The following is a 25739-nucleotide window of genomic DNA, read 5'->3' on the forward strand; positions in this document are numbered from 1 at the left end:
TGTGCAGGAGCGCTACGAGTCGGTCCGGGGGCGGGCGACGTGGTCGCGGGCGTGCTCGATCGCCGCGTCGAGATCGTCGAAGAGGTGACTCTCGCTCGCGAGCTCGTCGAGCACCCCCACCCGCGTGAGCACGGGCCTGTGCTGCTCCTGCACGCCCTTGACGAGCACCGTGACGCCGGCTCGCTCGAGCGTCGCGACGAGCTCGGCGAGCGCGTGCGCGCCCGTCGCATCGACGAGCCGCAGCCCCGAGAGCCGCAGGACGACGACGCGCGCGGCGTGGTCGCGCTGCACGGTCTCCGCGATGCGGTCGGCCGCGCCGAAGAACATCGAGCCGTCGAGCCGGAACAGCGCGATGTGGTCGTCGCCGTCGACCGCAGGCCCGGGCAGCGGCTGCCGGTGGACGACGGCCGCACGCGAGAGCGCGCGCAGCGCGAGCAGGGCGGCGACCGCGAGGCCGACGACGATCGCCTGGACGAGGTCGACCGCGATCGTCACGACGGCCGTGACGACGAGGACGAGGGCGCTGCCACGCGTCGAGCGCAGGACTGTCCGCACGGCGCGGACGTCGACCATCCGCACCGCGGTGACCATGAGCACGCCCGAGAGCGCAGCGAGCGGGATCTGCCCGACGGGGCCGGTCGCGGCGTAGATGACGAGCAGGATGATGAGGCCGTGGACGACGGCGGCGAGGCGTGTGCGTGCGCCGGCGCGCACGTTGACGGCGGTGCGCGCGATCGCGCCGGTCGCGGGCATGCCGCCGAAGAGCCCGGCGGCGACGCTCGCGAGGCCCTGGCCGACGAGCTCGCGGTCCGGGTCGTAGCGGCGGGCCTCGTCGGTGAGGGTGTCGGACGGCATGGTCGCGGCCACGCGTGCGGAGAGCAGCGACTCGATCGCGGCGAGCGCAGCGACGGCGACCGCGGGACCGGCGAGCTCGGTGAGCAGCGCGGGGGTCACCCCGGGGATCGACGGCGCGGGCAGGGAGTCGGGCAGCGCGCCGATGCGCGCGACGGGGGCGTCGAGCAGCTCGGCGGTGACGGTGACGACGATGATCGCGACGAGCGACGCGGGCAGCGCCGCCCAGATGCGCGGCAGGACGAGCATGAGCGCGACGACGACGGCGACGGTGCCGAGCGTCCACAGGGCCTCGGGGCCGGCGCGGCCCGCGACGTCGATCGCCGCGACGAGCGGGTTCTGCCCGGCGGTCGCGCCGACGCCGACGGCCGCCGGCACCTGCTGGAGGAAGATGATCGTCGCGATGCCGAGCGTGAAGCCCTCGACGACGGGCCACGGGATGAAGGTCACGACGCGGCCGAGCCGTGCGAGGCCGAGCCCGAGGACCATGAGGCCGGCCATGACGGCGACGAGCGGGACGGCTCCGGCGCCGTGGACGGCGACGAGAGGTGCGAGGACGACCGCCATGGCGCCCGTCGGCCCGGAGACCTGCACGCGTGAGCCGCCGAAGACGGCGGCGACGATGCCCGCGACGACCGCGGTGACGAGGCCTGCGGCGGGGCCGACGCCCGAGCTCACGCCGAACGCGAGGGCGAGGGGGAGCGCGACGACGCCGACGGTCACACCGGCGAGGAGGTCGGCGGGGACGTGCGACCAGCGGCCGGGGCTGGTGGTGGGTGTGCTGCGGGGTGCGCGCTCTGGCGCGGAGGTGCGGGTCATCGGGTGGGCTGCGTGCGTGGGTCAGTGACGCACGGGGTCACTCCTTCTGCCCCAGGCTAGGTCGCGGCCGACGCTGATTCGTGGGACGTCTGGTACCCCGACGGGCCGGGGTCAGCCCGCGCTCTCGCTCGTGGCGACGGCGGACACGGGCGTCGTCCGCGGGTCGAGCACCTGCGCGACGATCGCCTCGATGGCGAACTCGGAGGCTGCTCCGAGCTCGACGGCGGTGGGGTCGAGGAGCCACTGGATCTGGAGGCCGTCCATGACGGCGAGGATCGATGCGGCGGCCTGGTCCACCGTCTCGGGAGCGTCGACGCCCTCGTCGGCGCACATGGAGCGGAACGCTGCGGCGACCTCGACGCGCAGGTTGGCGTAGCGCTCCTCGAAGAAGCTCCGGGCCGGGTGGCCGTCCGTGACGGCTTCGCTGGAGAGCACTGTGAAGGCCTGGACGATGCCGGCGCGCTGCGCGTTGAGGAACGCCGTCTTGACGAGGTGGCGGAACAGGCCGACGCCGCCGGGGATGTGTCGGGTGGGGAGGTCCTCGACATCCTCGTCGTCGCGGAACTTGAGGACCTCGAGGAGCAGCGCGCTCTTCGAGCCGAAGTAGTGGAGCACGCCGGCGTGGGTCATGCCGACCTGCTCGGCGATGTCGCTGAGCGGCCCCTTGTAACCCTTGGCGCCGAACGTCGCGATAGCTGCTCGGAGGATCTCCTCGCGGCGCTGCGCCGTCTCGGGTCGGGGTGCGAGCGACTTGCGGGCGGGCGAGGCGGCCAAGGTGAGAACTCATCTCGTTGTGGTGCAGGGGCGGCGGACCGCGGGTCAGGGGCTGCGCGCGGGGGTGGGTCCCATTGTCGTTGCGGAACTGTGACCCTGTCGACTTCCCATCTTACTTTCTCGACAGTAAGTTGTAGTCACCCAACCTGGCAACGACCCCGACGACGGGGCTCGAACCGACACAGGAGCGACGATGAAGTCACCCAAGAAGGCCGCGGCGGCATTTGCCACGGCCGCAGCTCTCCTCCTCGCCGGCTGTGGGGGTGCCGCCACCGACGGCACCCCCACCACCGGTAGCGCGACCCCCGGCGGCACGGACACCGGCACCAAGGGCACCGGCACCGTGGCGCTCACGATCGCCAAGCCCGACGGCGCGATCACCACCGAGTCCCACAACCCCTTCCTCGGCGACACCTCGGCCTCGAAGTACGGCTACCGCCAGGTGATGTTCGAGACGATGGCTCTCGTCAACACGGCCGACAGCACGGTCGTCACCCCGCGCCTCGCCTCGAAGGTCGAGTGGAACGCCGACTACACCGCGCTCACCGTCACGGCGCGCGACGGCGTCAAGTGGCACGACGGCAAGCCGTTCACCATCGCGGACATCGTCGGCACCTTCGACATGTACCTCAGCGGCCGCCTCACCGACTCGGCCGCCCTCAACTACCTCGGTGCCGAGGTCAACGGCACCTCCGCCACCCTGAAGTTCAAGGACTCGAAGTTCGTCAAGCGCGCCTCTGTCCTCCACGTCCCGATCGTTCCCAAGCACGTCTGGGACAACCTCGCTGACCCGTCGACGGCCCCGCTCACCGGCGAGGGCGAGGCGGTCGGTACCGGCCCGTACACGCTCGAGTCGTGGACCACGCAGGCCGTCACGCTCAAGGCCAACCCCGACTGGTGGGGCGGCGCGCTCGCCGTCCCCGAGCTCCACTACGTCTCCTACGGCGACAACGCGGCCCTCACGACCGCCCTCGCCACCGGCGACGCCGACTGGGCCCAGGCGTTCCTCCCGCAGATCCAGGCGTCGTTCCTCGGCGTCGACAAGGCGAACCGCCAGCTCATCACCCCCACGGCCGGCGCCGGGACGCTCTTCCTCAACATGACCCGCAAGCCGTTCAACAACCCGGCGCTCCGCCAGGCCCTCGCGTGGACGGTCGACCGCTCCGGGTACGTCGATGTCGCCCGTGAGGGTGCCTCCGCGGTCGTCGACTCCGTCACGGGCCTCGGCCCGTCGCTCCAGAAGGACGTCATCGGCGAGTTCGCCGGGCAGGTCTACACGGTCGACGTCGAGAAGGCCAAGACGATCCTCACGGACGCCGGCTACACCGGTGTCGGCACGGCGCTCGTGGACCCCGACGGCGAGAAGGTCACCTTCTCCGTCTCTGTCCCCGCCGGCTGGTCCGACTGGAACACCGAGCAGGCGCTCCTCGCCGAGGAGCTCAAGCAGCTCGGCATCGAGGTCACCATCGACCAGCCCGACTGGGGCGGCTGGGACGAGGCCCGTCAGAAGGCCACGTTCGACGCGATCATCCACTGGCTCGACGGTGAGGGCGCCTGGGGCGTCTACGACTCGATGATGGGCACCCGCTGGATCGACACGAAGAAGGACACCGCGCAGTTCAACTTCGGTCGCTACAACAACCCGGCCGTCGACGAGGCGCTCGCTGCCTACGCCACCGCCGACAACGACGACGCCCGACTCGCGGCCATGACGACGATCCAGCAGGCGTTCGTCAAGGACGTCCCGGCGATCCCGCTCGGCGCGCACCCGCTCATCGGCCTGTTCAACGAGCGTGCCTACACGGGCTGGCCGACGACGGACAACATGTACGCCTCGGCCGACCCGACGCAGGCCGAGATCACCATGGTCCTGCAGAACCTCAAGCCCGTCTCCTGACGGACCACATCACGCAGCGGGTCGGAGTGGCCCACCGGCCACCCCGGCCCGCTGTCCGTCGCACGGCTGACGACCCCTGGAAGGTTCCCCTCGTGAAAGATCCCCTGCTCTCGATACGCGACTTCTCGGTCGTGTACGAGGTCGACCCGCCCGTGGAGGCGGTGAAGAACGTCTCCCTCACCCTCCACCGCGGTGAGATCCTCGGACTCGCCGGCGAGTCCGGGTGCGGCAAGACGACACTCGCCTACGGCATCCAGCGGCTCCTGCGTCCCCCGGCGACGATCCCTGGCGGGTCCGTCGTCTGGCACGACGCGGACGGCACCGACACCGACGTCCTGGGTCTGTCGGCCGACGCGATGATGTCGTTCCGCTGGGACAAGATCTCCATGGTGTTCCAGGGCGCGATGAACGCCCTCAACCCCGTGGCCACGATCGGTTCCCAGCTCGCCGACGTCTTCGAGGTGCACCGCCCGCAGATGACGCGGGCCCAGCGCACGGCCGCCGTCGTCGAGCTGCTCGACATCGTCAAGGTCGGCGGCCAGCGCATCAAGAGCTACCCGCACGAGCTCTCCGGCGGCATGCGTCAGCGCATCATGATCGCGATGGCGCTCGCGCTGCGCCCCCAGCTCGTCGTCATGGACGAGCCGACGACGGCGCTCGACGTGCTCGTCCAGCGGGAGATCCTCCGCGAGATCACCAACCTCCGCGAGGCCTTCGGGTTCTCGGTCGTCTTCATCACCCACGACCTGCCGCTGCTCCTCGAGATCTCCGACCGGATCGCGATCATGAAGGACGGCGAGATCGTCGAGCAGGACACCGCGGAGAACATCTGGTTCCGCCCCCAGCACGACTACACGAAGAAGCTTCTGTCGTCGTTCCCGCGCCTCACCGCCGAGAAGAAGGTGCGCTGATGACCACCCTCGAGATCCGCAACGTCACCAAGACGTACCGCGTGCGCGGAGCCGGCGCGATCAACGCGCTGTCCGACGTCTCCTTCACGCTGACGACCGGACAGTGCATCGGCATGGTCGGGCAGTCCGGCTCCGGCAAGTCGACCGTCGCGAAGATCCTCACCCAGATGGAGCGGCCCACCCAGGGCTCCGTGCTCCTCGACGGCAAGCCCGTCCCCACGCGCGGCGCGGCCCTGCGTGCCTACCGGCAGCAGCTGCGGATGATCTTCCAGGACCCGTTCGCCTCCCTCAACCCGTACCACACGATCCGCCACCACGTGGAGCGGCCCCTGGCACTGTCCGGCGTCGTCCCCGACGACGAGATCGAGGCGGAGGTGCATCGCCTGCTCGAGAAGGTCCACCTCGACCCGAAGGTCGTCATCGACCGCCGGCCGCACGAGCTCTCGGGCGGCCAGCGTCAGCGCGTCGCCATCGCTCGCGCGCTCGCCCCGCGCCCGACGCTCCTCGTCGCCGACGAGCCCGTCTCGATGCTCGACGTCTCGCTGCGCATGGGCGTCCTCAACCTGCTCGCCGAGATCCGGCAGGCTGACGGCCTCGGCGTCCTCTACATCACCCACGACCTCGCCACGGCGCGGTACTTCTCCGACGAGATCATCGTCCTCAACCAGGGGCGCATCGTGGAGCACGGTCCGGCCGACGAGGTCATCCTGCGCCCGCAGGACCCCTACACCCGTGCTCTCCGTGGGGCCTCGCCCGACCCGGAGCGCTTCTTCGCCGAGCGCGCTGGAGGTGCTTCATGACCACGACCGATGCAGTGGAGGTCGTCGCCGAGGGCACCACCGCCACGCGGGCGACCAAGGCCCGGGCGCGTGTCCCGTGGCGCTTCCTGGGGCAGCGCGCCGCGTTCTACCTCTTCACCCTGTGGGCCGCGCTCACCATCAACTTCTTCGTGCCGCGCATGATGAAGGGCGACGCCGTCGACAACTACCTCGCGCGCAACCGGGAGATCTCGCCCGAGGCCGCGGACGCGCTGCGTGCGCTCCTCGGCCTGGACTCCGACAAGTCGATGTGGCAGCAGTACCTCGACTACTTCGGGATGCTCGCCCGCGGTGACCTCGGCGTCGCGATCACCCACGGCCTGCAGCCGGTGAGCGGCGTCGTCGCCTCCGCACTGCCCTGGACCATCGGGCTCATCGGCATGGCCACCCTCGCCGCGGTCGTCATCGGCACCGTCGGCGGTGCGTACGTCGGGTGGAGGCGCGGCTCGAGCCTCGACGCCCTCATCCCCATCACGACGTTCCTCTCGACCGTCCCGTACTTCTGGATCGGCCTCATGGCGATCTCGGTCTTCTCCGTCGGCCTCGGCTGGTTCCCCATCGGCAAGGCGTACGGCGTCGGGCAGGTGCCGGGCTTCAACATGGAGTTCATCGGAGACGTCATCAAGCACGGCGTCCTCCCGCTCGCGACGATCGTCATCGCGTCGCTCGGCGGCTGGATGCTCGGCATGCGCAACATGATGCTCACCGTCCTCGACGAGGACTACATCACCGTCGCGCAGGCCAAGGGCATGCCGAACCGCCGCGTCATGTGGCGCTACGCGGCACGGAACGCCGTCCTCCCGCAGATCCAGTCGTTCGCCCTGTCGATCGGCTTCATCGTCGGCGGCGCGATCATCGTCGAGCAGGTCTTCTCCTACCCGGGCGTCGGCAAGATGCTCCTCGACGCGACGAACGCGAAGGACTACGCCCTCATGCAGGGCGGCTTCCTCGTCATCGTGCTCGCCGTCCTCGTCGCGAACATCGTCGCAGACCTCGTCTACGCGGTCCTCGACCCTCGTACCCGTCAGTCGGAGGCATGACCGATGTCCAGCACGCACCTCAACGCACGGCAGCGCACGGCCAAGATCGGCCAGGCCTTCGCGATGTTCCGCAACGCCAAGTCGATCACGGGTCTCTCGATCCTCGCGTTCTTCGTCCTCGTCGCGGTCTTCGCGGAGCAGCTCGCCCCGTTCTCCCCGACGCAGATCAACCCGAGGGCACGTCTCCAGGCCCCGTCGGCCGAGCACTGGCTGGGCACGACGCACCTCGGTGAGGACGTCCTCAGCCAGGTCATCTACGGCACGCGCGGCGTCGTCATCGTCGGCGCGCTCACGGCGGTCATCACGATGACGATCGCCATCATCGTCGGCGTCCTGGCGGGCTACCTGCCCGGCTGGCGGTCCGAGGCGCTGTCAGCCCTCGCGAACGTCTTCCTCGTCATCCCCGGCATCCCGATCCTCATCATCATCGCCTCGCGCTTCACCAACCCGCCGTTGTGGTTGATCGCCACGGTCCTCGGCCTCCTGGGCTGGGGCTGGGGCGCGCGCGTCCTGCGCGCGCAGACGATGTCGCTGCGCAACCGTGACTTCGTCCAGGCGGCGAAGCTCAACGGCGAGCGGCTCCACCGGATCATCGGCGTCGAGATGCTGCCGAACCTCATGGCGATCATCGCCTCGTCGTTCGTCGGCTCCGTCACCGCCGCGATCCTCGGCCTGACGACGCTCTCGTACATCGGCGTCATCCCGGTCAACGCCTACAACTGGGGAACGATCCTCAACTGGGCGTCCGCCCAGGGGGCGTTCATCCAGAACCAGTGGTGGTGGTACCTGCCCCCGGGCCTGTGCATCGCCGCGATCGGCGTCGCCCTCGCGCTGCTCAACTTCGGCATCGACGAGTACATCAACCCGCGCCTGCGGTCGGCGGGCGAGCGCGCCCGCGCCATGAAGAAGAAGGGGCTCGACGTGCGGAACGCAGTCACCGTCGTCCGCGCCCACCAGAACCCGACGGAGATTTCGTGACCATGGATCCCTACCTCAACCCCGATCTGCCGGTCGCCGACCGTGTCGCAGACCTCCTCGGCCGCATGACGCTCGAGGAGAAGGTCGGCCAGATGATGCAGCTCGACGCCCGCGACGGCGTCCGCGAGCACATCCTCGACAAGCACGCCGGGTCGATCCTCCACACGTCTCCCGCGCGTGTCCGCGAGGCGCACGACCTCACCGCGCAGACCCGGCTGCAGATCCCGCTGCTCGTCGGCGAGGACGTCATCCACGGGCACTCGTTCTACGAGGGCTCGACGATCTTCCCCACGCAGCTCGGCATGGCCGCGTCGTGGGACCCGGAGCTCATCGAGCGCATGGCCCGCGCGACCGCCGTCGAGGCGTCGGCCACCGGCATGCACTGGACCTTCTCGCCCGTGCTGTGCATCGCACGCGACCTGCGCTGGGGCCGCGTCGACGAGACGTTCGGCGAGGACCCGTTCCTCATCGGCGAGCTCGCCTCCGCGATGGTCCGCGGCTACCAGGGTGAGGGCCTCACCGACGAGACCGCGATCCTCGCGACGGCGAAGCACTTCGCCGGCTACTCCGAGACGCAGGGCGGACGCGACGCGTCCGAGGCCGACATCTCCCGCCGCAAGCTCCGCTCGTGGTTCCTGCCGCCGTTCGAGCGCGTCGCCCGCGAGGGCTGCCGCACCTTCATGCTCGGCTACCAGACGACCGACGGTGTCCCGATCACGGTCAACGACTGGCTGCTCACCGACGTGCTGCGCGGCGAGTGGGGCTACACCGGCACGCTCATCACCGACTGGGACAACGTCGGCCGAATGGTGTGGGAGCAGAAGGTCCAGCCGGACATCACGCACGCCGCCGCAGCCGCCGTCAAGGCCGGCAACGACATGGTCATGACGACGCCGGGCTTCTACGAGGGCGCGCTCGACGCCATCGCCCAGGGGCTGCTCGACGCGTCGGACCTCGACGCCGCGGTCGTCCGCATCCTCACGCTGAAGTTCGAGCTGGGGCTGTTCGAGAACCCGCGCCGTCCGTCCGACGAGCGGATCTCCGAGGTCATCGGCTCGCACGCCGACCTCAACCTCGAGGTCGCACGCAGGTCGCTCGTGCTCCTCGAGAACGACGGGACGCTCCCGCTCGCCGCGGACGCGCCCGCCCGCATCGCGGTCGTCGGGCCGCTCGCCGACGACGCGCAGACGCAGCTCGGCGACTGGGCCGGCTCGTCCGGGCAGGTCGACTGGCTGCCCGACGGCCACCCGCGCGAGATGATCACGACCGTCCTCGACGGCCTGCGCTCGCTCGCCCCCGAGGGCTCCGAGGTGGTCCACGCCCGCGGGGCGGACATCCTCGAGCTCATCCCGAACCCCGCGGGAGACACCTTCCCGGACGGGCAGCCTCGCCCGCCGGTCGTCGCCCCGGCGCCGATCGACGAGGAGCAGCTTGCTGCGGCCGTGGCAGCCGCAGAGGCCTCGGACGTCGTCGTCGCCGTCGTCGGCGACCGCATCGAGCTCGTCGGCGAGGGTCGGTCGACGGCCACGCTCGAGCTCATCGGCGGACAGGTCGCGCTGATCGACGCGGTCATCGCGACGGGCAAGCCCGTCGTCGTCGTTCTGCTCGCCAGCAAGCCGCTCGTCCTCCCGCCGTCGGTCGCTGACGCTGCCGCGGTGGTCTGGGCGGCGAGCCCGGGCATGCAGGGCGGCCGTGCGCTCGCCGAGATCGTCTTCGGCGCGACGGAACCGTCTGGCCGACTGCCGATCTCGTTCGCGCGTCACGTGGGCCAGCAGCCGACGTACTACAACCAGATCCGTGGCCAGCACGGTGACCGGTACGCCGACCTCACGCAGTCGCCTGCGTGGGCGTTCGGCGAGGGACGCTCGTACACGACGGTCGAGTACTCCGACCTCGTCGTCGAGACGGGCGTCGTGACCGCTGACGACGTCGTGCGTGCGCACGTGACGCTCAGCAACACCGGCGCTCGGCCGGCTCTCGAGACGGTCCAGGTGTACGTCTCCGACGTCGTGACGTCGGTGAGCTGGGCGGACAAGGAGCTCAAGGGCAGCCGTCAGGTGCACGTCGCCCCGGGCGAGACCGTCGTGGTCGACGTCGCGATCCCCGCGTCGGCGTGCACGATCGTCGACGCCGAAGGCCGCCGCATCGTCGAGCAGGGCGCGTTCGAGCTGCTCGTCGGGCCTTCCTCGCGCGACGAGGCGCTGCTGCGTGCCGGCTTCACGGTGAAGTAGTCGCGCGAAGAACGACGCACAGCCCACGGCCCTCCTGCCAGACCCCCGCTGGCAGGAGGGCCGTGCTGTGCCCGACTCGTGGCGTCGCTTCACACCGCGGGTGTGTGCTGGGGCGCTACGAGTCGGGGAAGCGCGGGTCAGACCCCGCGCGCCAGGTGACGAGAAAGGCCCTCCCTCCCGCATCTCTGCGGGTGGGAGGGCCTTCTCTACCGGTCGGGGTGACAGGATTTGAACCTGCGACCTCTTCGTCCCGAACGAAGCGCGCTACCAAGCTGCGCCACACCCCGGTGGTCCGTCCACGAACGAACCTCGCCTATGTTAGCCGACGGGCGGCCCCAACACGAAACCGGCGGAGTTCTGCGGCTCGCGCAGGAAAGCCGCGTCAGCGCGCGACGAACGTCAGGAGCGTCGCCGACGGCCGGCACGCGATCCGGAACGGCGTGTACGGGCTGGTTCCCGCGCCGTTCGACACGTGCAGCCACGCCGAGCCGTGCCCGCCGAACTCGTCGGGCCGCGGTCCCGGCCACCCGTGGAGCCCGCTCGCGCGCCCCCGGTCGAGGTCGCAGTTCGTCACGAGCGCCCCGAAGCCCGGGATGCACAGCTGGCCGCCGTGGGTGTGGCCCGCGATGACCGCGTCGGCGCCGTCCTCCGTGAGCGCGTCGAGCGCGCGCACGTAGGGCGCGTGGACGATGCCGAGGCGCAGGTCGGCGCCGTCGGTCACCGAGGCGTTGGGCGCGGGCAGACGGTCACGTGCGATGTGCGGGTCGTCGAGTCCCGCGAACGCGACCTCGAGGTCACCGAGCCGCAGGCGCGCCCGCGCGTTGTCGAGATCGAGCCAGCCCGCACCCGTGAGCCGGTCAGCGAACGCCGCGGTCGGCAGGTCGGGCTCCCGCGTGACCGACGTCTGCGGGCGCCGCGACGACGGCATGAGGTACCGCGCGGGGTTCTTCGCGAGCGGCGAGAAGTAGTCGTTGGACCCCATGACGAAGACGCCCGGGAACGCCGTGAGCGGGCCGAGGGCCACCATGAGCGGCTCGAGCGCGTCGAGGTGGGCGAAGTTGTCGCCCGTCGTGACGACGAGGTCCGGAGCGAGCTCCGCGAGCGACCGTACCCAGGCGATCTTGCGGTGCTGGGACGGCGTGAGGTGGAGGTCGGAGACGTGCAGGACCCGTAGCGGAGCGGCCCCCGACGGCAGGACGGGGACGGTGACGTGCCGGACGGTGAAGGCCTCGGCCTCGACCCGCGCCCAGACGAGGGCCCCGGCACCCGCGAGGGCAGCGAGGCCGAGGGCCTTGCGCAGGTCAGTCACCGGAGCCGCTGTCTCCGTTGTCGGGCCGTCCCGGACGGTCGGGGCGCCCGGGACGGTCGGGACGGCCGTCGTCGACACCGCTCTCCCCGTCGTCTTCGGGCTCCTCCACGACCTCGGGCTCGCCGTTGGAGATGTGGAGGGTGACCAGCGAGCCGGCCGTCGTCGTTCCCGACGGGTTCGTGTACGCCACGACGCCGCGCGGGTACGACGAGTTGACCTGCTCCGGGCTCACCGAGACGGAGAAGCCGGCCTCCGTGAGGATCTTCGTGGCCTCCTCGATCGAACGGCCGCCGACCCACGGGACGGAGACACGCTCGCCGAAGATCGTCTTCGTCGTCGGGTCCGTGAAGCCCTTGTTCGGCTCGCCCTCGAGCGCCTGGTCCATGAACCTCTTCCACGTCGGGGCGGCGAGCGTCGAGCCGTAGACGTACGAGTACGGGATGCCGTTGATGCGGATGTTCTGCATCGACGTGTCGCGGTCCGGGTTGCCGATCCACACGGCGGTCGCGAGCTGCGGCGTGTAGCCGATGAACCACGTGTGACGGTTGAGCTGGGCCGTGCCGGTCTTGCCGGCGGCGATACGGCCGCCTGCGAGGCGGGCACGCGTCGCGCCGCCCTCCGTGAGGACCTTCTGCAGCGCGTAGGTGACGCCGTTGGCGACCTCGGCGTCGAGCGTCGTGCGGCAGTTGGCCTGCGGCACGGGCAGCTCCTCGCCCGCGGCCGTCGTGATCTTCGTGATCGCGACCGGCTCGCAGTACGTGCCGCCCGACGCGAACGTCGCGTAGGCGCTCGCCATGGCGAGGGGCGAGGTGTTCTGCGTGCCGAGCGTCATCGACGGCGTGATCTCGACGCCGTTGTCGTCCGACGGCGGGTCGTCACGCTCGAGCGCGAGCGACGGACGGAAGCCGGCGAGGTAGGCGGACTCGGCGACGCCGCACAGGTCGAGCTGGGACTCCATGGCGACGTACGCCGTGTTCACGGAGAACGCGGTCGCGCGCAGGACCGACGTCTGGCCGCTCGCGCGGCCGTCGGAGTTGCCAGGGCCGTACTCGCCGCTCGTGAACCGGTAGTTGTCGATGCACGAGGCGCGCCACGTGGCGGCCGGCCACTTCTTCTGCGTCGCGCTCACGCTCGCGTTGAGCGGCTTGCCCTCACGCAGCCACTCCGCGAGCGTGAACGCCTTGTACGTCGATCCCGCCTGGAAGCCGCGGGACCCGCCGTGGTTCTGGTCGGTGTTGTAGTTGACGGACGTCGCGCCCTTGCCGGCGCCCTCGGGGTCCGCGACGTACGTGCGGTTCTGCGCCATGACGAGGATCTTGCCCGTGCCGGGCTCGACGACCGACATCGCGGTGCCGAGGCCCGAGTCGTCCTTCGTCGGGATCGAGCTGCGGAGCTCCTTGTTCGCGATCTTCTGCATGTCGAGGTCGATCGTCGTGTGGATCTCGAGGCCGCCGCGGTAGAGGAGGTCGTCGCGCTCCTTCTTCGTCTTGCCGAACGCCTCGTCGCTGAGGATGACCTTCGTGACGTAGTCGCAGAAGTACGCGGCGCCGCCGGCGGCCTCGCAGTTGCGCTTCGTCGGCGTGATCTTCAGCGTGTCGGCGATCTTCTGGCCGCGCGCGTCGTCGTACTCGGCCTTGGAGATGTAGCCCTGCGTGTACATCTCGCGCAGCACGATGTTGCGGCGCGCCTCCGCGTTCTCCGGGTTGCGCTCGGGGTCGTACTTGCCCGGCGACTTCGTGATGCCCGCGATCGTCGCGGCCTGGACGGGCGTGAGCTTCGCCGCCGTCGTGCCGAAGTAGTAGCCCGCGGCAGCCTCGACGCCGTAGACGGAGATGCCGAACTGGGCGATGTTGAGGTAGGACCCGAGGATCTCGAGCTTCGTCATGCGGTCCTCGATCGCGATCGCGAGCTTGGCCTCACGGAGCTTGCGCTCGCTCGTGGGTTCGCGCGCCGCGGCGACGCCGAGCTTGTCGCCCCGACGGTTCGCGTCCTCGATGAGCACGTTCTTCACGTACTGCTGCGTGAGCGTCGAGGCGCCCTGCTGGCTGCCCGTCGCCGCGTTGAGGACGAGCGCGCGCGCCATGCCCTCGACGTCGACGCCGCCGTGCGCGAAGAAGCGCTTGTCCTCGATCGCGATGACCGCGTTCTGCATCGCCATCGAGATCTTGTCGAGACCCACGACCGTGCGGTTCTCCGAGTAGAACGTCGCGAGAAGCCTGCCGTTCGCCGCGTAGATGTGGGACGCCTGCGACGGCTCGCCCGGCTCGAGCTCCGTCGGGAGCTCGTCGAACACCTGCGTCGCCGTCTTCGTCGCTGCGCTCGCCCCCGCGGCCGCGGGCAGGATGAGGCCCGCGGTGAGCAGACCACCGACCCCGGCGAGGAGGATGAACGTCGCGAGCAGGCCGAGTGCCTGGAGGACGGTGACCTGACGGGTGGCAGGGCGCTGGGCAGACATGGTTCCCAGGGTAGTGGGCGCACCTGGGAGGGAGGGCCCGGGAGGGTGAGGATCGTGTGCACGACGCACGCGTGCGGCCTCGCGGACCGAGACCCTGGTGTCCGACGGCGGGTCGAGGGCTACGCTCCTGGCATGGTCACCACGTGGGAGTACGCAACCGTTCCTGTCCTCATCCACGCGACGAAGGCGATCCTCGACAACTGGGGCTCGGACGGCTGGGAGCTCGTCCAGGTCGTCCCCGGGCCCGCGGGCAACGAGAACGTCGTCGCGTACTTCAAGCGCCCGACGGGCGAGAAGTGAGCGGGCGCGTCCTCACGCGCCTCTCCGAGCTCGGCCTCAGCCTGCCGCCCGTCGCCGCGCCCGTCGCGGCGTACGTGCCGGCGGTGCGCACGGGCGACCTCGTCCACACCTCGGGGCAGCTGCCGTTCGTCGACGGCGCGCTGCCCGTCACGGGCAAGGTCGGCACGGGCGAGGGTGACGTCGCGCCCGACGTCGCCGCGGACCTGGCCCGCACCGCCGTGCTCAACGCCCTCGCTGCGGTCGCGGACCTCGTCGGGGACCTCGACCGCATCGTGCGCGTCGTCAAGGTCGTCGGGTTCGTCGCCTCGCGCCCCGACTTCACGGGCCAGCCCGCGGTCATCAACGGGGCGAGCACGTTCCTCGGCGAGCTGCTCGGCGACGCGGGCGTCCACGCCCGCTCGGCCGTCGGTGTCGCGGTGCTGCCGCTCGACTCGCCGGTCGAGGTCGAGATCGTCGTCGAGGTCGCCTGACCCTCGCTGCACACGTTCCCTGCACGCGCCGACGGCTTGCGACCGTCCGACGGTCGCAAGCCGTCGGCGCGCGCGGGGGAGAGCAACGCCGAGGAAGGACGATCGAGGGCGCCCACCTCGTGGTGGGCGCCCTTCCGGACGTACGCGCTCCCGGCAGAGCCGGCGAGCGAGGAGCGAGGCTCAGCGAGCGCGGCGCTCGAGACGCGCGATGTCGAGCAGCACGACCGCACGGCCCTCACGGCGGACCCAGCCGCGCGCCGCGAAGTCGGCGAGCGCCTTGTTGACGGTCTCGCGCGACGCGCCGACGAGCTGCGCGAGCTCCTCCTGCGTGAGGTCGTGCGCGACCCGGATGCCGTCGTCGGTCGGGTGACCGAAGCGCGTCGAGAGGTCGAGCAGCGCCTTGGCGACACGACCCGGGACGTCCGAGAAGACGAGGTCTGCGAGGTTCTCGTTCGTGCGGCGCAGGCGACGTGCGAGCGCGCCGAGCAGGAACTTCGACATGCCCGGGTGCGTCTGCAACCAGCGGACGAGGTCCGCGTGCGAGAGCTCCTGGAGCGTCGTGTCCGCGACTGCCGTCGCCGTGAGCGTGCGTGGCCCCGGGTCGAACAGCGAGAGCTCGCCGAACATCTCGCCCGGGCCGAGGACCGCCATGAGGTTCTCGCGGCCGTCCGAGGATCGGCGGCCGAGCTTCACCTTGCCGTCGGAGATGACGTAGAGCCTGTCGCCACGCTCGCCCTCGTTGAAGAGCGTCTCACCGCGTGCGAGGTGGACAGGGGTGAGTGCATCGAGAAGTGGCTGCGCCTCCTGCGGGTCGAGCCCGGCAAAGAGGGGAGCGGAGAGGATGACGGAGTCGTCCACGGTTCTGTCCCATCGGGTCGGTTGTGTGTGCCCCAACGCACACCATCATGCCTCAGAACAGCGGCGACAGACGCGCAGGCACCGTGTCGAGATCGTCCGTGAGGCGCTGGACGAGCTCCTCGGTCACCCGCTCGAGCTCCGAACGCACCCGGCGACCGTACTCCTGGACCTCGCCCTCGAGGTCCCGCAGCTGCTCGATGTCGAGGACCGCGGAGGCCGGAAGGTCGCCGCGCACGAGCGTCGTCATGCGCACGTGGTCGGGTGGCGCGACGTCTGCGAGCGAGCCCGAGGAGACGAGCCCGAGGCGGTCCGGCATGAGGGCCGCGGACACCGAGAGGTCGATGCGCGCGCGCAGGAGCCGACGCCAGTGCTGGACCCTGTTCATCTCGGCGCGCAGGGCACGACGATGTGCACGGAGGGCTTCCGTGTCGTCCAGGAGCGGTCGAGTGCTCACCGGGCGGCCTCCAGCTTCATGGTCGTGGTGCACGTCTGATCGTCTATCGGCCGTCGTCGCCCTGATCTTGAGGGTTGGACCTGGTCGACGCCTAGGATCACGGCATGAAGACCACCGGGCTCGGGACGGACGTCTCGCGGACCGCTCTCGTCCGTCGAGCACGCAAGGTCGTGCGCGTCCTGGGCGTCGTGCACCCCGACGCCCGCTGCGAGCTCGACTTCACGACCCCGCTCGAGCTGCTCGTCGCGACGGTCCTCTCGGCGCAGTCGACGGACGTGCGCGTCAACCAGGTGACGCCCTCGCTGTTCGCGGCGTACCCGGACGCGCTCGCGTACGCGCGGGCGGACGCCGCGGAGGTCGAGGAGATCATCCGGCCCAAGGGCTTCCAGCGCGCCAAGGCGCGCTCGCTCGTCGGGATCGGGCAGGCGCTCGTCGAGAGGCACGACGGCGACGTGCCGGCGCGCCTCGAGGACCTCGTGCGGCTGCCGGGCGTGGGCCGCAAGACCGCGAACGTCGTGCTGGGCGACGCGTTCGGGGTCCCGGGCCTCACGGTCGACACGCACCTCGGGCGCCTGGCGCGGCGGCTCGGCTGGACTGCCGAGGAGGACCCGGTCCGGGCCGAGACGGAGATCGGCGCGCTCTTCGAGCGCAAGGACCTCACGCTCGTCTCGCACCGGCTCATCTTTCACGGACGTCGCGTGTGCCACGCGCGCCGGCCCGCGTGCGGGGCGTGCGCGGTCGCGCGCTGGTGCCCGTCGTCAGGCGTAGGCGAGCAGGACCCGGACGTCGCGCGGACGCTCGTCCGCGGCGAGATCGTCGACCCGGAGGCCTGAGCCCGGGTTCGCATGCGCACCCGGAAGGTGCGCGCCGCACCTAGAGGCGACCGAGGTGCTCGAGCAGGAGCCCCGACACACGCTCGGGCGCCTCTTCGTGCGGGAAGTGTCCGACGCCGTCGATCATCTCGAAGCGGAAGTCGCGGCAGAGCGCTGCCGCGTCGAGCTCGATACCGTCCGCGCGCAGGAACGGGTCCTGCGCGCCGTGGACGAGCATCGTCGGTACGGCGACGGGCCTCCGCACGACCGAGAGGAAGCGTCGGCCGTCGACCCGGGGCGCCGAGCGCACGATCCAGCGGAGCGGCTCGAGCGCGTTGTGCGCGGCGAACGGCACCTGCATCGCGGTGTTGTACATCGCGAGCTCGTCGTCCGGGCGCGGTGCGACCGACCCGTCCGCGACGATCCGTCCCGCGAGGCCGTCGCGCAGCTGCCGCTCCGGCACGGACGGCAGCTGGACGAGCGCGAGGTAGCGCGCGACGCGCGGCGTGAGCACCGCGCGCAGGCGCCGGTGCATGCGCGCAGGGTGCGGGCACGCGACCGCGACGACAGACTCGGTCACCGCGGGCTGCAGGCTCGGCATCGACCACGCGACGTGCGCGCCGAGCCCGTGCCCGACGATCGTCGCCGACGATGCGCCGAGCGACCGCACGACGCCCGCGACGTCGCGCGAGCGTGTGAGGACGTCGTAGCCGAGCGGCGGCTTGTCCGACGCGCCCGTGCCGCGCAGGTCCATCGCGACCGCCCGGTAGCCCGCTGCGCCGAGCGCCTCGAGCTGGTGGCGCCACGTCCACCAGAACTGCGGGAACGAGTGGAGCAGGAGGACGAGCGGACCGTCCTCAGGTCCTGCCTCGGCGACGTGGAAGCGGGTGCCGTTCGCGGGGACGAAGCCGTGGCGCCACGGCCCGTCGACGAGGACGGTGGAGAAGTCGGCGGTCACTGCTGTCCTTCGTGCGAGGAGGGGGCCTCTGCCGGGGTGCGGCGCGCGGCCGGAGGGTCGAAGCGGTAGCCGACGTTGCGCACGGTCCCGATGAGCTGCTCGTGCTCGGGACCGAGCTTGGCGCGCAGCCGCCGCACGTGGACGTCGACCGTCCGCGTCCCACCGTAGTAGTCGTAGCCCCAGACCTCCTGGAGCAGCTGGGCGCGCGTGAAGACACGACCAGGGTGGGCGCCGAGGCACTTGAGGAGCTCGAACTCCTTGTACGTGAGGTCGACCGGCTCGCCCCGCACCTTGACCGTGTAGCCCGACGGGTCGATGACGAGGTCGCCCGAGGAGATCTCCTCGGCGTCGGCGCGCGCCCCGCTGCGTACGCGCGCACGCTCGAGCGCGAGGCGCAGCCGCGCCTCGACCTCGGCGGGCGACGCGTGCTCGAGCAGGAGGTCGGTCGCGCCCCACTCTGCGGTGACGACCGTGAGGCCACCCTCGGAGAGGACGAGGACGAGCGGGACCTCGATCCCGGCGGCCGCGATGACGCGGCACATGCTGCGGGCGCCTGCGAGGTCGCGACGCGCGTCGAGGAGCACGACGTCCGCGTCCTGCGTGCCGAGGAGGGCCGACGGCTCGGCGGGCGCGACGTGCACGCGGTGACCGAGCAGGCCGAGCGCGGGGAGCACCTGCGCGGAGGCCTCGGCGGACGAGGTGAGCAGCAGGAGATCCATGTCCGTCTCCCTCCTGCCTGCCGTACCTGCGGGTCCGTGGCTGAGATTACAGGCAGGTGCGGCGGATTCGTCGTGCTCGACCGATCTCTGGGAAGATCGACCAGGCCAGGATCGTCCCGACGGACGACACCGTGGCCGTGGGACGCCGACCGACGCCCCTCGCCCGAGACCATCCAGGACGTGCAGTGAGCAGATCGACCCGCGCCGTCGCGACGGCCGTGGCGGCGTCCCTCCTCGCTGCTGCCTCGTTCCTCGGGCCCTTCGGCGGCTCGGCGGCCGTCACGCTCCTCGTCCTCGTCCTCGCGATCGGCTGGCCGCGGCTGCTCTCGCTGCCGTGGGCGGCGGGGTCCGCGACCGTCCTCGGGCTCGTGGGCGTCGGAGGGGTCGCGGCCGTCGAGCTCAGCGACGGCAAGCTCGGCACGCTGCCGTTCGTCGTCGCGTGCGGGCTCGTGCTCGCCTTCCTCGTCGAGATGCTGCGCACGGACGGGCGGCCCCGGCTCGTCGAGTCGCTCACCGGCACCGTCGCTGGTCTCGCCGTCGCTGTCTGCGGCGTCGGCTGGGTCGCGGTCGTCGAGCACGACGGCGGGCCCGACCTCGTCGTCGTGAGCGCCGGTGCGCTCGCCGCTGCGAGCGTCGCCGCCGTGCTCGCCCCGTGGAAGGGCTGGGTGAGCGTGGGCATCGCGGTCGCTGCCGGCGCGGCCGTCGGCACGGGGATCGCTGCGGCGGTGCCCGCGACGACGCTCGGTGAGGGCGCGGTCGTCGGTGCGGCTGCGGGCGTGCTCGCCGCCTCGCTCCACGTGCTCCTCGAGAAGCTCCCCACCTCGACATCACGCCTCGGCGGGCTCGCGAGCGCCGTCGTGCCCGTCCTCGTCCTCGGCGTCGTCGCGTACGTCGTCGGCGACCTCCTCGGCGCGCTGTAGGCGCGTCGCGTCCGCGCGCGGACGTGACCGAGGCCGCGTGGACGGGCCCCGCGCGGTGCTCCGACGACGGCTAGGATCGGGTCATGAATATCGAGCTGCTCGAGGGTGTGTTCATCGGCCTGCTGGTCGCCGCGACCGCGACCATCACCTGGTTCGCGGGCTTCGTCGTCGTCCGGCTCTACAAGGGACAGCGCTGAGCGGGGCGCCGGCGACGCCGCCGGCGCCCTGACCAGCAGCTCGCCGTCCGCCGTTCCACCTGCACCGGAGTCATACCGTGGCCTTCGCCTTCCCTGACGGTCTCGCCCCCGAGGCCTATCCTCTCGCCTGGCTCGTCGGACGCTGGACCGGCGCCGGCGTCATCAAGTACCCGGACATCCCGGAGACGCCGTTCGTCCAGGACGTGACGTTCGACCACGACGGTGGCCCCTACCTGCGCTACGAGTCGACGATCCGCCTGCCCGCGGAGGACGACGAGGCCGAGCCCACCGTGTGGTCCACGGAGACCGGCTACTGGCGCATCTCGCCCGAGCCCTTCGAGGGCATCGGCGAGGGGCAGACGTCGCTCGAGGTCCTGCTCGCCGACCCGGCGGGGCGCGTGAGCGTCTACCTCGGCGCCATCGGCAACGGTCGCGTCGACCTGGGCTCCGACTTCATCGCGCGGACCGGCACCGGCGCGGACGTCACGGCGTCCAAGCGCATCTACGGCCTCGTCGAGGGTCGTCTGCTGTGGGCGTGGGAGCTCGCCGCGTTCGGCAAGCCGCTGCAGAACTACGCCTCGGCCGAGCTCGACCGCGTCACGGAGTGACGCGGTGACGGGCCAGGACGCGACCCCCGTGCGCTGGAGCCCCCTGCTCGCGCGCCACGGCGCGGTGCCCGCGCTCGCGCCCGACGAGGGCGTCGCCTGGCACTACGGCGATCCCTTCGGCGAGCAGCGCGCGCTCGAGCGCCGCAACGCGTTCGCAGACCTCTCGCACACGGGCGTCGTCACCGTGACGGGTCCGGACCGGCTCACGTGGCTGCACTCCATCACGTCCCAGCAGCTCACCGGGCTTGCGCCGCGCACGTCGACCGAGCTGCTCGTCCTCGACCCCCACGGGCACGTCGAGCACGCCGCGGGCGTCGTCGACGACGGCACCACGACGTGGCTGCTCACGGACGGCGACCACGCCGCCCCGCTCGCCGCGTGGCTCGACCGGATGCGCTTCATGATGCGCGTCGAGGTCGCCGACGTCACCGAGGAGTGGGCGGTCCTCGGCGAGAACGTGCGCGCCGAGGGCCAGGAGGGCGAGCCCGTCACCTGGCTCGACCCGTGGCCGACGGTCGCGCCCGGCTCGACCCGCTACGGTCCCGCCGCCGACGAGCACCCGGGCGCCGACCGCGCGTGGCGGCTCGTCCTCGTGCCGCGCACGTCGCTCGTCGACGAGGTGCGGGCGCGCGAGGGCGCGGGCTGGACGCTCGTCGGCACGTGGGCGACCGAGGCCGCGCGAGTCGCGGCGCTGCGCCCGCGCGTCGACCTCGACGTCGACGACCGCACGATCCCGCACGAGCTCGACTGGCTGCGCACCGCGGTGCACCTCGCCAAGGGCTGCTACCGGGGTCAGGAGACGATCGCGCGCGTCCACAACCTCGGCCGTCCGCCCCGCCGGCTTGCGTTCGCGCACCTCGACGGCTCGGAGAACCTCCTGCCTGTCACGGGTGCCGAGGTGAGCGTCGGCGAGAAGGTCGTCGGTCGTGCGACGTCCGTCGCGATGCACCACGAGCTCGGGCCGATCGCGCTCGTCGTCCTCAAGCGCAACGTCGACCCCGCCGCCGACCTCGTCGTCGCAGCCGAGGGCGGCACGGTCGCCGCCGGCCAGGAGGTCGTCGTCGCGGCCGACGGTGTGACGCCCGACCGTCCGGCGGCGCGAGCGCCTGTCGCCCGGGGGCTCGCACCGCGTCAGCGGCGCGACTGATGCCGGGCCCGGTCCGGACAGTCCGTCGCCGGGCCCTGCAGCTGCGCGTCCTCCAGGGGCGCTCGCGCGTGCGCCGCGCGTTCCTTCCCGTTCTGCAGGCTGCCGTCGCGGCGAGCGCCGCGTTCGCGTTCGCGTTCTACGTCCTCGGGCACGAGATGCCGTTCTTCGCGCCCATCTCCGCGTGGGTGTGCCTCGGGTTCTCCGCCGACCGTGAGCTGCGGCGCGTCGCCGAGCTCGGCGTGGGCGTCGCGCTCGGCGTCGGGTTCGGGGACCTCGTCGCGCACGGGATCGGCTCGGGCTGGTGGCAGATCGGGCTCACCCTGCTCGCGGCGGCGCTCCTCGCACGCTTCCTCGACCGCGGGCAGATGCTCACGACGCAGGCCGGCGTCCAGGCGATCGTCATCATCGGCATGCCGCAGATCCAGTCGGGGCCCGTCGGGCGCTGGACGGACGCGGCCGTAGGCGCCATCGCCGCGCTGCTCGTCGCCACCCTGACGCCCGGCGACCCGCGCCGGCACGCGCGCGCCCTCGGGGCCGAGGCGACGACGGCGCTCGCCGAGATGCTGCGCGAGCTCGCCGCAGGGCTGCGCACGCACGACGTCGATCGCGTCCGTGCGGCCCTCGACCGCGGCCGCGGCACGCAGGGGCTGCTCGAGGACTGGGCGGCGTCCGCGCAGGCCGGTCTGCACAACACGCGGCTCGACGCGGCCTCGCGCCGCTACCGGGAGGACTTCCAGGTGCTCGTCCGGCAGGCCGAGATGCTCGACCGTGCCGTGCGGTCCGTGCGCGTCCTCGCCCGACGTGCGATCTCGGTGCCCGTCGACGCGGAGCTCGACGGTGCGGGCGAGCTCATCGGACGTTCCGCGCGGGCGACCCAGGTGCTCGCGGCCGTCATCGGTGCCGGGTCCGACCCGACGCCCGCCCGCAACGCCCTGCGCGACGCCGCGTCCCTCGCCGACCCGGGCGCGCTCGGGGAGGCCGGGTGGCAGGTGCAGTCGCTCGTCATGCTCATGCGGTCGCCGCTCGTCGACCTGCTCGAGGCCGCCGGGGAGCCGCCCGAGGCCGCACGGGACGCGCTGCCGACGCTCTGAGCTGTGCGGCCTACGCGTCGGTGGGCGCAGGCGCGTCCGCGTCGTACACGATCGTCACCGGACCATCGTTGACGAGCTCGACCTGCATGTTCGCACCGAACCGGCCCGTGCCGACCGTGACGCCGAGCGCCCGCAGCTCGGCCGCGACCGCATCGACGAGGGGCTCGGCGACCGATCCGGGCGCGGCCGCCGTCCACGACGGACGGCGACCCTTGCGGACGTCGCCGTAGAGCGTGAACTGGCTGATGACGAGGACCGGCGCGGACTCGTCGAGCACCGACCGCTCCCCGTCGAGGATCCGCAGGCCCGCGACCTTCGACGCGACCGCGCGCGCCTGCGCGGTCGTGTCCGTGTGCGTGACACCCACGAGGACGACGAGGCTCGGGCCGTCGAACGCCGCGAGGACCTCGCCGTCGACCGACACGGAGCAACGTGAGGCGCGCTGGACGACGACCCTCACGTCACCACCCCTGCGGCTTGCGCGGCGGGCGGCGCCGGTACGGCGCGACCGCGGGCCGCACGTCGACGACGAAGATGATCGCCGCGACCGCCGCGATGATCGCGAGGAAGTTCATCGGGCTGATGAACCCGGGGAACGGCAGCGCGAGGAAGCCGACCGCGGCCCCGACCCCGACGATCGTGAGCCACACCTCGCGCGAGAGCTTGCCCGCGTTCTTGAACGCCTGCGCGGGCGTGCGGATCGCTTCGACGAGGGCGAACACCTCGATCGCGAACGCGCCGATCGCGAGGACGAGGACGACGAGGTACTGCAGGTCGGAGATCACAGGGGAACCGTTCGTGCCGAAGGATCAGGGGATGCGCTGGACAGCGAGCGGAGCCGCCGCCGCGAGCTCGCGCAGCGCCGGATGCTCGGTCGACGCGAGCGTCGGGAACACGGGGCCGCGCGCCACGATCTTGCCACCTGCGAGGAAGATCGCGTCCTGCGTCATGCGAGACACGAGCTCGAGGTCGTGCGAGACGAGGACGACAGCCGTGCCGAGATCCTGCGCGACCTCCGAGATGCTCGCCGCGATGTCGCCGCGCATCGCCGGATCGAGCGCCGTGAGCGGCTCGTCGAGCAGCAGGATGTCGGGCCGGCCCGCGATCGCGCGCGCAAGGATGACACGCTGACGCTCGCCTCCCGAGAGCGTGTAGCCCTGACGCTGCGCGACGCTGCGGGGGAGCGCGACGACGTCGAGCAGCTCCTCGACCGTCCGGTTGACCGTCCGGCCGGCCTTGCGTGCGTCCTTGAGGCCCTCCTCGACGAGCTTCGTCACCGTGCGCGCGCGCTCCGGCTCCGTGAGATCGCCCTGGAGGACGCGGCGGACCGACGACGCGAAGAGCTTCTTGTCGCGGCCCACGCGGTGCACCGCGCGGCCGTTCCACGTCACCGAGCCACGGTCGGGCTTGACGACGCCCTGCATCGCGCGCAGGAGCGTCGTCTTTCCGGCCCCCGACTCGCCGACCACACCCAGCGGGGCGTCGCCCGGCGTCACCGTGAGGCTCACGCCCTCGAGGACGAACGAGCGCTCGTAGCCCGCGAAGAGATCGGTGACGACGAGGGCAGATGCGGAGGGCATGGGGGTCCGTTCGTTGCTGGTGCCGGCAAGGCCTGTCCCACGGTAACGGGTGGGGAGGACCACGGGTTCCGTCCGGTGAGATGCGGCACACTGTTCCGGTTGCGGTGCCATCGGACGGATGTGAGGATCCTCCTGCGGGTTTGAACCGAGCAAGGGGCAAGGTTGAGCCGCACCAGACGAAAGCCAGGGGATGACATGGAGCTTCGTTCATTTTCCGCTGCCGTGATCACGGTCGCGCTCGGTGCCGCCGGGCTCGCCGCCACGGCGCCCGCCGCGACCGCCGCAGGCGTGACGGCCACCTCGGTCAAGTCCGCGTCGTCCAACGGGACGACCGTCACCGTGTCCACCTACGACCAGCTGACAGGTTCGACCCACGAAGACCTCTTCCCGAGCGTCATCTCGGTCTCCGTCGCGGTGCCGGCCGCATACCGCTACTACTCGGCATACGGCGCCCCGAGGACCGCCGAGGTCGAGTGGATCGCCACCGCGTCCTCCGCGGGTGACCCGGGGTGCGTCCTCGCCTCCCGGGACTCGTTGGGTGAGGGTAACGGCGGCGCCAACTGGACCGACGTCCTCTACAAGGACACCGACCCCGGCAGCTGCACCGTCACCGTGGACGTCTGGGCCACCCGCCGCGTCGAGGGCCACCCCGCCGCGAGCTACGACGCCAACATCCGCGTCCAGGTCCCGCTGAAGTACGTCGCCCAGGCTTTCTTCACCGACGTCAAGACGTCGCGGACGTCCGTCACCAAGGGCGGGATCGTCACGATGTCCGGCATCCTCAAGTACGACGACGCCTACGGCCTCCGGAGCGCGTCTGTCCTCGGTGGCGCTCCGCTCCACGTCGAGGAGACCACGAGCAGCCCGACGAACCCAGCCGCAAAGTGGCGCCAGGTCGCAACCATCAAGACCGCGTCCACCGGTGCCTGGAACGTGCGTCTCAAGCCGAGCCGCTCCGCGTCCTACCGCGTCGTCTACCCGGGCAGCTCGATCTACCTGGGCGCGAAGACCTCGCCCTCCCCGATCATTCGTGTGACGACGCCCGCCGCCACGAAGCTGTCCGCCCCGAAGGCATCGCTCTCGACGGTGAAGAAGGGCGCGTACACGACGCTCTCCGGCAAGGCGTACGTGAAGTCCGGCTCGAAGTACAAGGGCTACGCCAAGGCCAAGGTCACCGTCCAGAAGAAGGTCGGCACGAAGTGGAAGACGGTCAAGACCGTCACCGCCAGCAAGTCCGGCACCTGGAAGCTCAAGATCAAGGCCACCTCGACGGCGACCTACCGGACGTACATCAAGCAGACCAGCAGCACGAAGTCCGCGACGTCCCGCAGCATCAAGGTCACCGTGCGTCGCTGACCCTGTGCCCTGAGAGACCGACGGCCGCCTTCCCCGCGTGGGGAGGCGGCCGTCGGTGCGTCGGGGGCGTGCGAGAAGCCGGGGGCTCGGGGAGCACGCGGACGGCGACGCGGCCGCCGCGATGCGCCTTGGGTTGTGCCCGCGAGCGCGGGGAGCACCGATGGCCGCGAGAGCCGAGAGGATGA

25 protein-coding genes and 1 tRNA gene are annotated in these 25739 nt (G+C 71.5%); 14 read left to right on the plus strand and 12 right to left on the minus strand.

Going from position 1 to position 25739, the window contains the following annotated elements; translation table 11 throughout:
• Nucleotides 1-12 precede the first annotated feature (12 nt).
• Nucleotides 13-1671, minus strand: a complete 1659-nt coding sequence (locus G7063_RS01690) for a SulP family inorganic anion transporter (RefSeq protein WP_166412798.1) — start codon at nucleotides 1669-1671, stop codon at nucleotides 13-15.
• 111 nt (nucleotides 1672-1782) lie between these two features.
• Entirely contained in the window at nucleotides 1783-2445 is a 663-nt protein-coding gene (locus G7063_RS01695; protein WP_166412799.1) for a TetR/AcrR family transcriptional regulator, read from the minus strand.
• A 193-nt stretch (nucleotides 2446-2638) separates the two neighbouring features.
• Between G7063_RS01695 and G7063_RS01700 the strand changes: the two genes are divergently transcribed.
• From G7063_RS01700 to G7063_RS01725, 6 genes are all read left to right on the plus strand, one after another.
• Entirely contained in the window at nucleotides 2639-4342 is a 1704-nt protein-coding gene (locus G7063_RS01700; protein WP_166412800.1) for an ABC transporter substrate-binding protein, read from the plus strand.
• A gap of 92 nt (nucleotides 4343-4434) precedes the next feature.
• Nucleotides 4435-5253, plus strand: a complete 819-nt coding sequence (locus G7063_RS01705; protein WP_166412801.1) for an ABC transporter ATP-binding protein — start codon at nucleotides 4435-4437, stop codon at nucleotides 5251-5253.
• A complete protein-coding gene (locus tag G7063_RS01710) occupies nucleotides 5253-6053 on the plus strand; it encodes an ABC transporter ATP-binding protein (RefSeq protein ID WP_166412802.1) in 801 nt (266 codons plus the stop codon). Before G7063_RS01705 ends, G7063_RS01710 begins: the two co-directional genes overlap by 1 nt.
• Nucleotides 6050-7111 carry an ABC transporter permease gene (locus G7063_RS01715; protein ID WP_166412803.1) on the plus strand — a complete coding sequence of 354 codons (1062 nt, stop codon included), beginning with the start codon at nucleotides 6050-6052 and terminating at the stop codon, nucleotides 7109-7111. The genes G7063_RS01710 and G7063_RS01715 overlap by 4 nt, the downstream gene beginning before the upstream one ends.
• Before the next feature lie 3 nt (nucleotides 7112-7114).
• Entirely contained in the window at nucleotides 7115-8089 is a 975-nt protein-coding gene (locus tag G7063_RS01720; protein WP_166412804.1) for an ABC transporter permease, read from the plus strand.
• A gap of 2 nt (nucleotides 8090-8091) precedes the next feature.
• Entirely contained in the window at nucleotides 8092-10320 is a 2229-nt protein-coding gene (locus G7063_RS01725; RefSeq protein WP_166415145.1) for a glycoside hydrolase family 3 N-terminal domain-containing protein, read from the plus strand.
• 213 nt (nucleotides 10321-10533) lie between these two features.
• Here G7063_RS01725 and G7063_RS01730 read toward each other — a convergent pair.
• The 3 genes from G7063_RS01730 to G7063_RS01740 form a co-directional block, all read right to left on the minus strand.
• A tRNA-Pro gene (locus G7063_RS01730) sits at nucleotides 10534-10607 on the minus strand.
• Nucleotides 10608-10702: 95 nt separating this feature from the next.
• The gene (locus tag G7063_RS01735) at nucleotides 10703-11629 is read right to left on the minus strand and encodes a metallophosphoesterase (RefSeq protein WP_166412805.1); all 927 of its coding nucleotides are present in this window, start codon (nucleotides 11627-11629) and stop codon (nucleotides 10703-10705) included.
• Nucleotides 11622-14084, minus strand: coding sequence for a penicillin-binding protein (locus G7063_RS01740; protein WP_166412806.1), 2463 nt, complete (start codon nucleotides 14082-14084; stop codon nucleotides 11622-11624). The genes G7063_RS01735 and G7063_RS01740 overlap by 8 nt, the downstream gene beginning before the upstream one ends.
• A gap of 132 nt (nucleotides 14085-14216) precedes the next feature.
• Here G7063_RS01740 and G7063_RS01745 point away from each other — a divergent pair, with 132 nt between their 5' ends.
• Complete coding sequence (locus G7063_RS01745) at nucleotides 14217-14384, plus strand: DUF4177 domain-containing protein (RefSeq protein ID WP_166412807.1); 168 nt, start codon at nucleotides 14217-14219, stop codon at nucleotides 14382-14384.
• Nucleotides 14381-14854: a RidA family protein gene (locus G7063_RS01750; RefSeq protein WP_166412808.1), complete on the plus strand. Its 474-nt coding sequence runs from the start codon at nucleotides 14381-14383 to the stop codon at nucleotides 14852-14854. The genes G7063_RS01745 and G7063_RS01750 overlap by 4 nt, the downstream gene beginning before the upstream one ends.
• Before the next feature lie 180 nt (nucleotides 14855-15034).
• On the opposite strand, the gene G7063_RS01755 is transcribed toward G7063_RS01750, so the two are convergent.
• Both G7063_RS01755 and G7063_RS01760 read right to left on the minus strand, forming a co-directional pair.
• Nucleotides 15035-15712, minus strand: coding sequence for a Crp/Fnr family transcriptional regulator (locus tag G7063_RS01755; RefSeq protein ID WP_166412809.1), 678 nt, complete (start codon nucleotides 15710-15712; stop codon nucleotides 15035-15037).
• A 52-nt stretch (nucleotides 15713-15764) separates the two neighbouring features.
• Nucleotides 15765-16166 carry a hypothetical protein gene (locus tag G7063_RS01760; RefSeq protein WP_166412810.1) on the minus strand — a complete coding sequence of 134 codons (402 nt, stop codon included), beginning with the start codon at nucleotides 16164-16166 and terminating at the stop codon, nucleotides 15765-15767.
• Nucleotides 16167-16270: 104 nt separating this feature from the next.
• On the opposite strand from G7063_RS01760, the gene nth reads away from it, so the two are divergent.
• A complete protein-coding gene (nth, locus tag G7063_RS01765) occupies nucleotides 16271-16999 on the plus strand; it encodes an endonuclease III (protein WP_166412811.1) in 729 nt (242 codons plus the stop codon).
• Nucleotides 17000-17039: 40 nt separating this feature from the next.
• Here the strand turns inward: nth and G7063_RS01770 are convergent, their stop codons facing one another.
• Together G7063_RS01770 and G7063_RS01775 are read right to left on the minus strand one after the other, a co-directional pair.
• Nucleotides 17040-17936 (minus strand): alpha/beta fold hydrolase, encoded by an 897-nt coding sequence (locus tag G7063_RS01770; RefSeq protein WP_166412812.1) that lies wholly within the window; start codon nucleotides 17934-17936, stop codon nucleotides 17040-17042.
• Nucleotides 17933-18655 (minus strand): response regulator transcription factor, encoded by a 723-nt coding sequence (locus G7063_RS01775; protein WP_166412813.1) that lies wholly within the window; start codon nucleotides 18653-18655, stop codon nucleotides 17933-17935. Before G7063_RS01775 ends, G7063_RS01770 begins: the two co-directional genes overlap by 4 nt.
• Nucleotides 18656-18840: 185 nt before the next feature.
• Between G7063_RS01775 and G7063_RS01780 the strand changes: the two genes are divergently transcribed.
• The 4 genes from G7063_RS01780 to G7063_RS01795 all read left to right on the plus strand — a co-directional run bounded on the left by G7063_RS01780 (nucleotide 18841) and on the right by G7063_RS01795 (nucleotide 22618).
• On the plus strand, nucleotides 18841-19575 hold the full coding sequence (locus tag G7063_RS01780; protein ID WP_166412814.1) for a hypothetical protein: 735 nt from the start codon (nucleotides 18841-18843) through the stop codon (nucleotides 19573-19575).
• A 274-nt stretch (nucleotides 19576-19849) separates the two neighbouring features.
• On the plus strand, nucleotides 19850-20380 hold the full coding sequence (locus G7063_RS01785) for an FABP family protein (protein WP_166412815.1): 531 nt from the start codon (nucleotides 19850-19852) through the stop codon (nucleotides 20378-20380).
• A gap of 4 nt (nucleotides 20381-20384) precedes the next feature.
• Nucleotides 20385-21527, plus strand: coding sequence for a folate-binding protein (locus tag G7063_RS01790; protein WP_240916153.1), 1143 nt, complete (start codon nucleotides 20385-20387; stop codon nucleotides 21525-21527).
• Nucleotides 21527-22618 (plus strand): aromatic acid exporter family protein, encoded by a 1092-nt coding sequence (locus tag G7063_RS01795; protein WP_166412816.1) that lies wholly within the window; start codon nucleotides 21527-21529, stop codon nucleotides 22616-22618. The genes G7063_RS01790 and G7063_RS01795 overlap by 1 nt, the downstream gene beginning before the upstream one ends.
• Before the next feature lie 10 nt (nucleotides 22619-22628).
• Here the strand turns inward: G7063_RS01795 and dtd are convergent, their stop codons facing one another.
• The 3 genes from dtd to G7063_RS01810 are packed head-to-tail and all read right to left on the minus strand — an operon-like array spanning nucleotide 22629 to nucleotide 24198.
• A complete protein-coding gene (dtd, locus tag G7063_RS01800) occupies nucleotides 22629-23078 on the minus strand; it encodes a D-aminoacyl-tRNA deacylase (RefSeq protein ID WP_166412817.1) in 450 nt (149 codons plus the stop codon).
• A gap of 1 nt (nucleotide 23079) precedes the next feature.
• Nucleotides 23080-23403, minus strand: a complete 324-nt coding sequence (locus G7063_RS01805) for a DUF2516 family protein (protein WP_166412818.1) — start codon at nucleotides 23401-23403, stop codon at nucleotides 23080-23082.
• A 24-nt stretch (nucleotides 23404-23427) separates the two neighbouring features.
• Entirely contained in the window at nucleotides 23428-24198 is a 771-nt protein-coding gene (locus G7063_RS01810; protein ID WP_166412819.1) for an ABC transporter ATP-binding protein, read from the minus strand.
• Nucleotides 24199-24393: 195 nt separating this feature from the next.
• Between G7063_RS01810 and G7063_RS01815 the strand changes: the two genes are divergently transcribed.
• Complete coding sequence (locus G7063_RS01815) at nucleotides 24394-25554, plus strand: hypothetical protein (protein ID WP_166412820.1); 1161 nt, start codon at nucleotides 24394-24396, stop codon at nucleotides 25552-25554.
• The last annotated feature ends 185 nt before the right edge of the window (nucleotides 25555-25739 follow it).

The organism is Sanguibacter sp. HDW7, from assembly GCF_011300875.1.
Lineage (GTDB): Bacteria > Actinomycetota > Actinomycetes > Actinomycetales > Cellulomonadaceae > Flavimobilis.

Bases quoted from the DNA above. Each gene is read 5' to 3' on its own strand.
- G7063_RS01690 (WP_166412798.1), bottom strand. From the start codon at position 1,671: ATGACCCGCACCTCCGCGCCAGAGCGCGCACCCCGCAGCACACCCACC.
- G7063_RS01700 (WP_166412800.1), top strand. From the start codon at position 2,639: ATGAAGTCACCCAAGAAGGCCGCGGCGGCATTTGCCACGGCCGCAGCT.
- G7063_RS01710 (WP_166412802.1), top strand. From the start codon at position 5,253: ATGACCACCCTCGAGATCCGCAACGTCACCAAGACGTACCGCGTGCGC.
- G7063_RS01715 (WP_166412803.1), top strand. From the start codon at position 6,050: ATGACCACGACCGATGCAGTGGAGGTCGTCGCCGAGGGCACCACCGCC.
- G7063_RS01720 (WP_166412804.1), top strand. From the start codon at position 7,115: ATGTCCAGCACGCACCTCAACGCACGGCAGCGCACGGCCAAGATCGGC.
- G7063_RS01725 (WP_166415145.1), top strand. From the start codon at position 8,092: ATGGATCCCTACCTCAACCCCGATCTGCCGGTCGCCGACCGTGTCGCA.
- G7063_RS01740 (WP_166412806.1), bottom strand. From the start codon at position 14,084: ATGTCTGCCCAGCGCCCTGCCACCCGTCAGGTCACCGTCCTCCAGGCA.
- G7063_RS01745 (WP_166412807.1), top strand. From the start codon at position 14,217: ATGGTCACCACGTGGGAGTACGCAACCGTTCCTGTCCTCATCCACGCG.
- nth (WP_166412811.1), top strand. From the start codon at position 16,271: ATGAAGACCACCGGGCTCGGGACGGACGTCTCGCGGACCGCTCTCGTC.
- G7063_RS01775 (WP_166412813.1), bottom strand. From the start codon at position 18,655: ATGGATCTCCTGCTGCTCACCTCGTCCGCCGAGGCCTCCGCGCAGGTG.
- G7063_RS01795 (WP_166412816.1), top strand. From the start codon at position 21,527: ATGCCGGGCCCGGTCCGGACAGTCCGTCGCCGGGCCCTGCAGCTGCGC.
- G7063_RS01810 (WP_166412819.1), bottom strand. From the start codon at position 24,198: ATGCCCTCCGCATCTGCCCTCGTCGTCACCGATCTCTTCGCGGGCTAC.
- G7063_RS01815 (WP_166412820.1), top strand. From the start codon at position 24,394: ATGGAGCTTCGTTCATTTTCCGCTGCCGTGATCACGGTCGCGCTCGGT.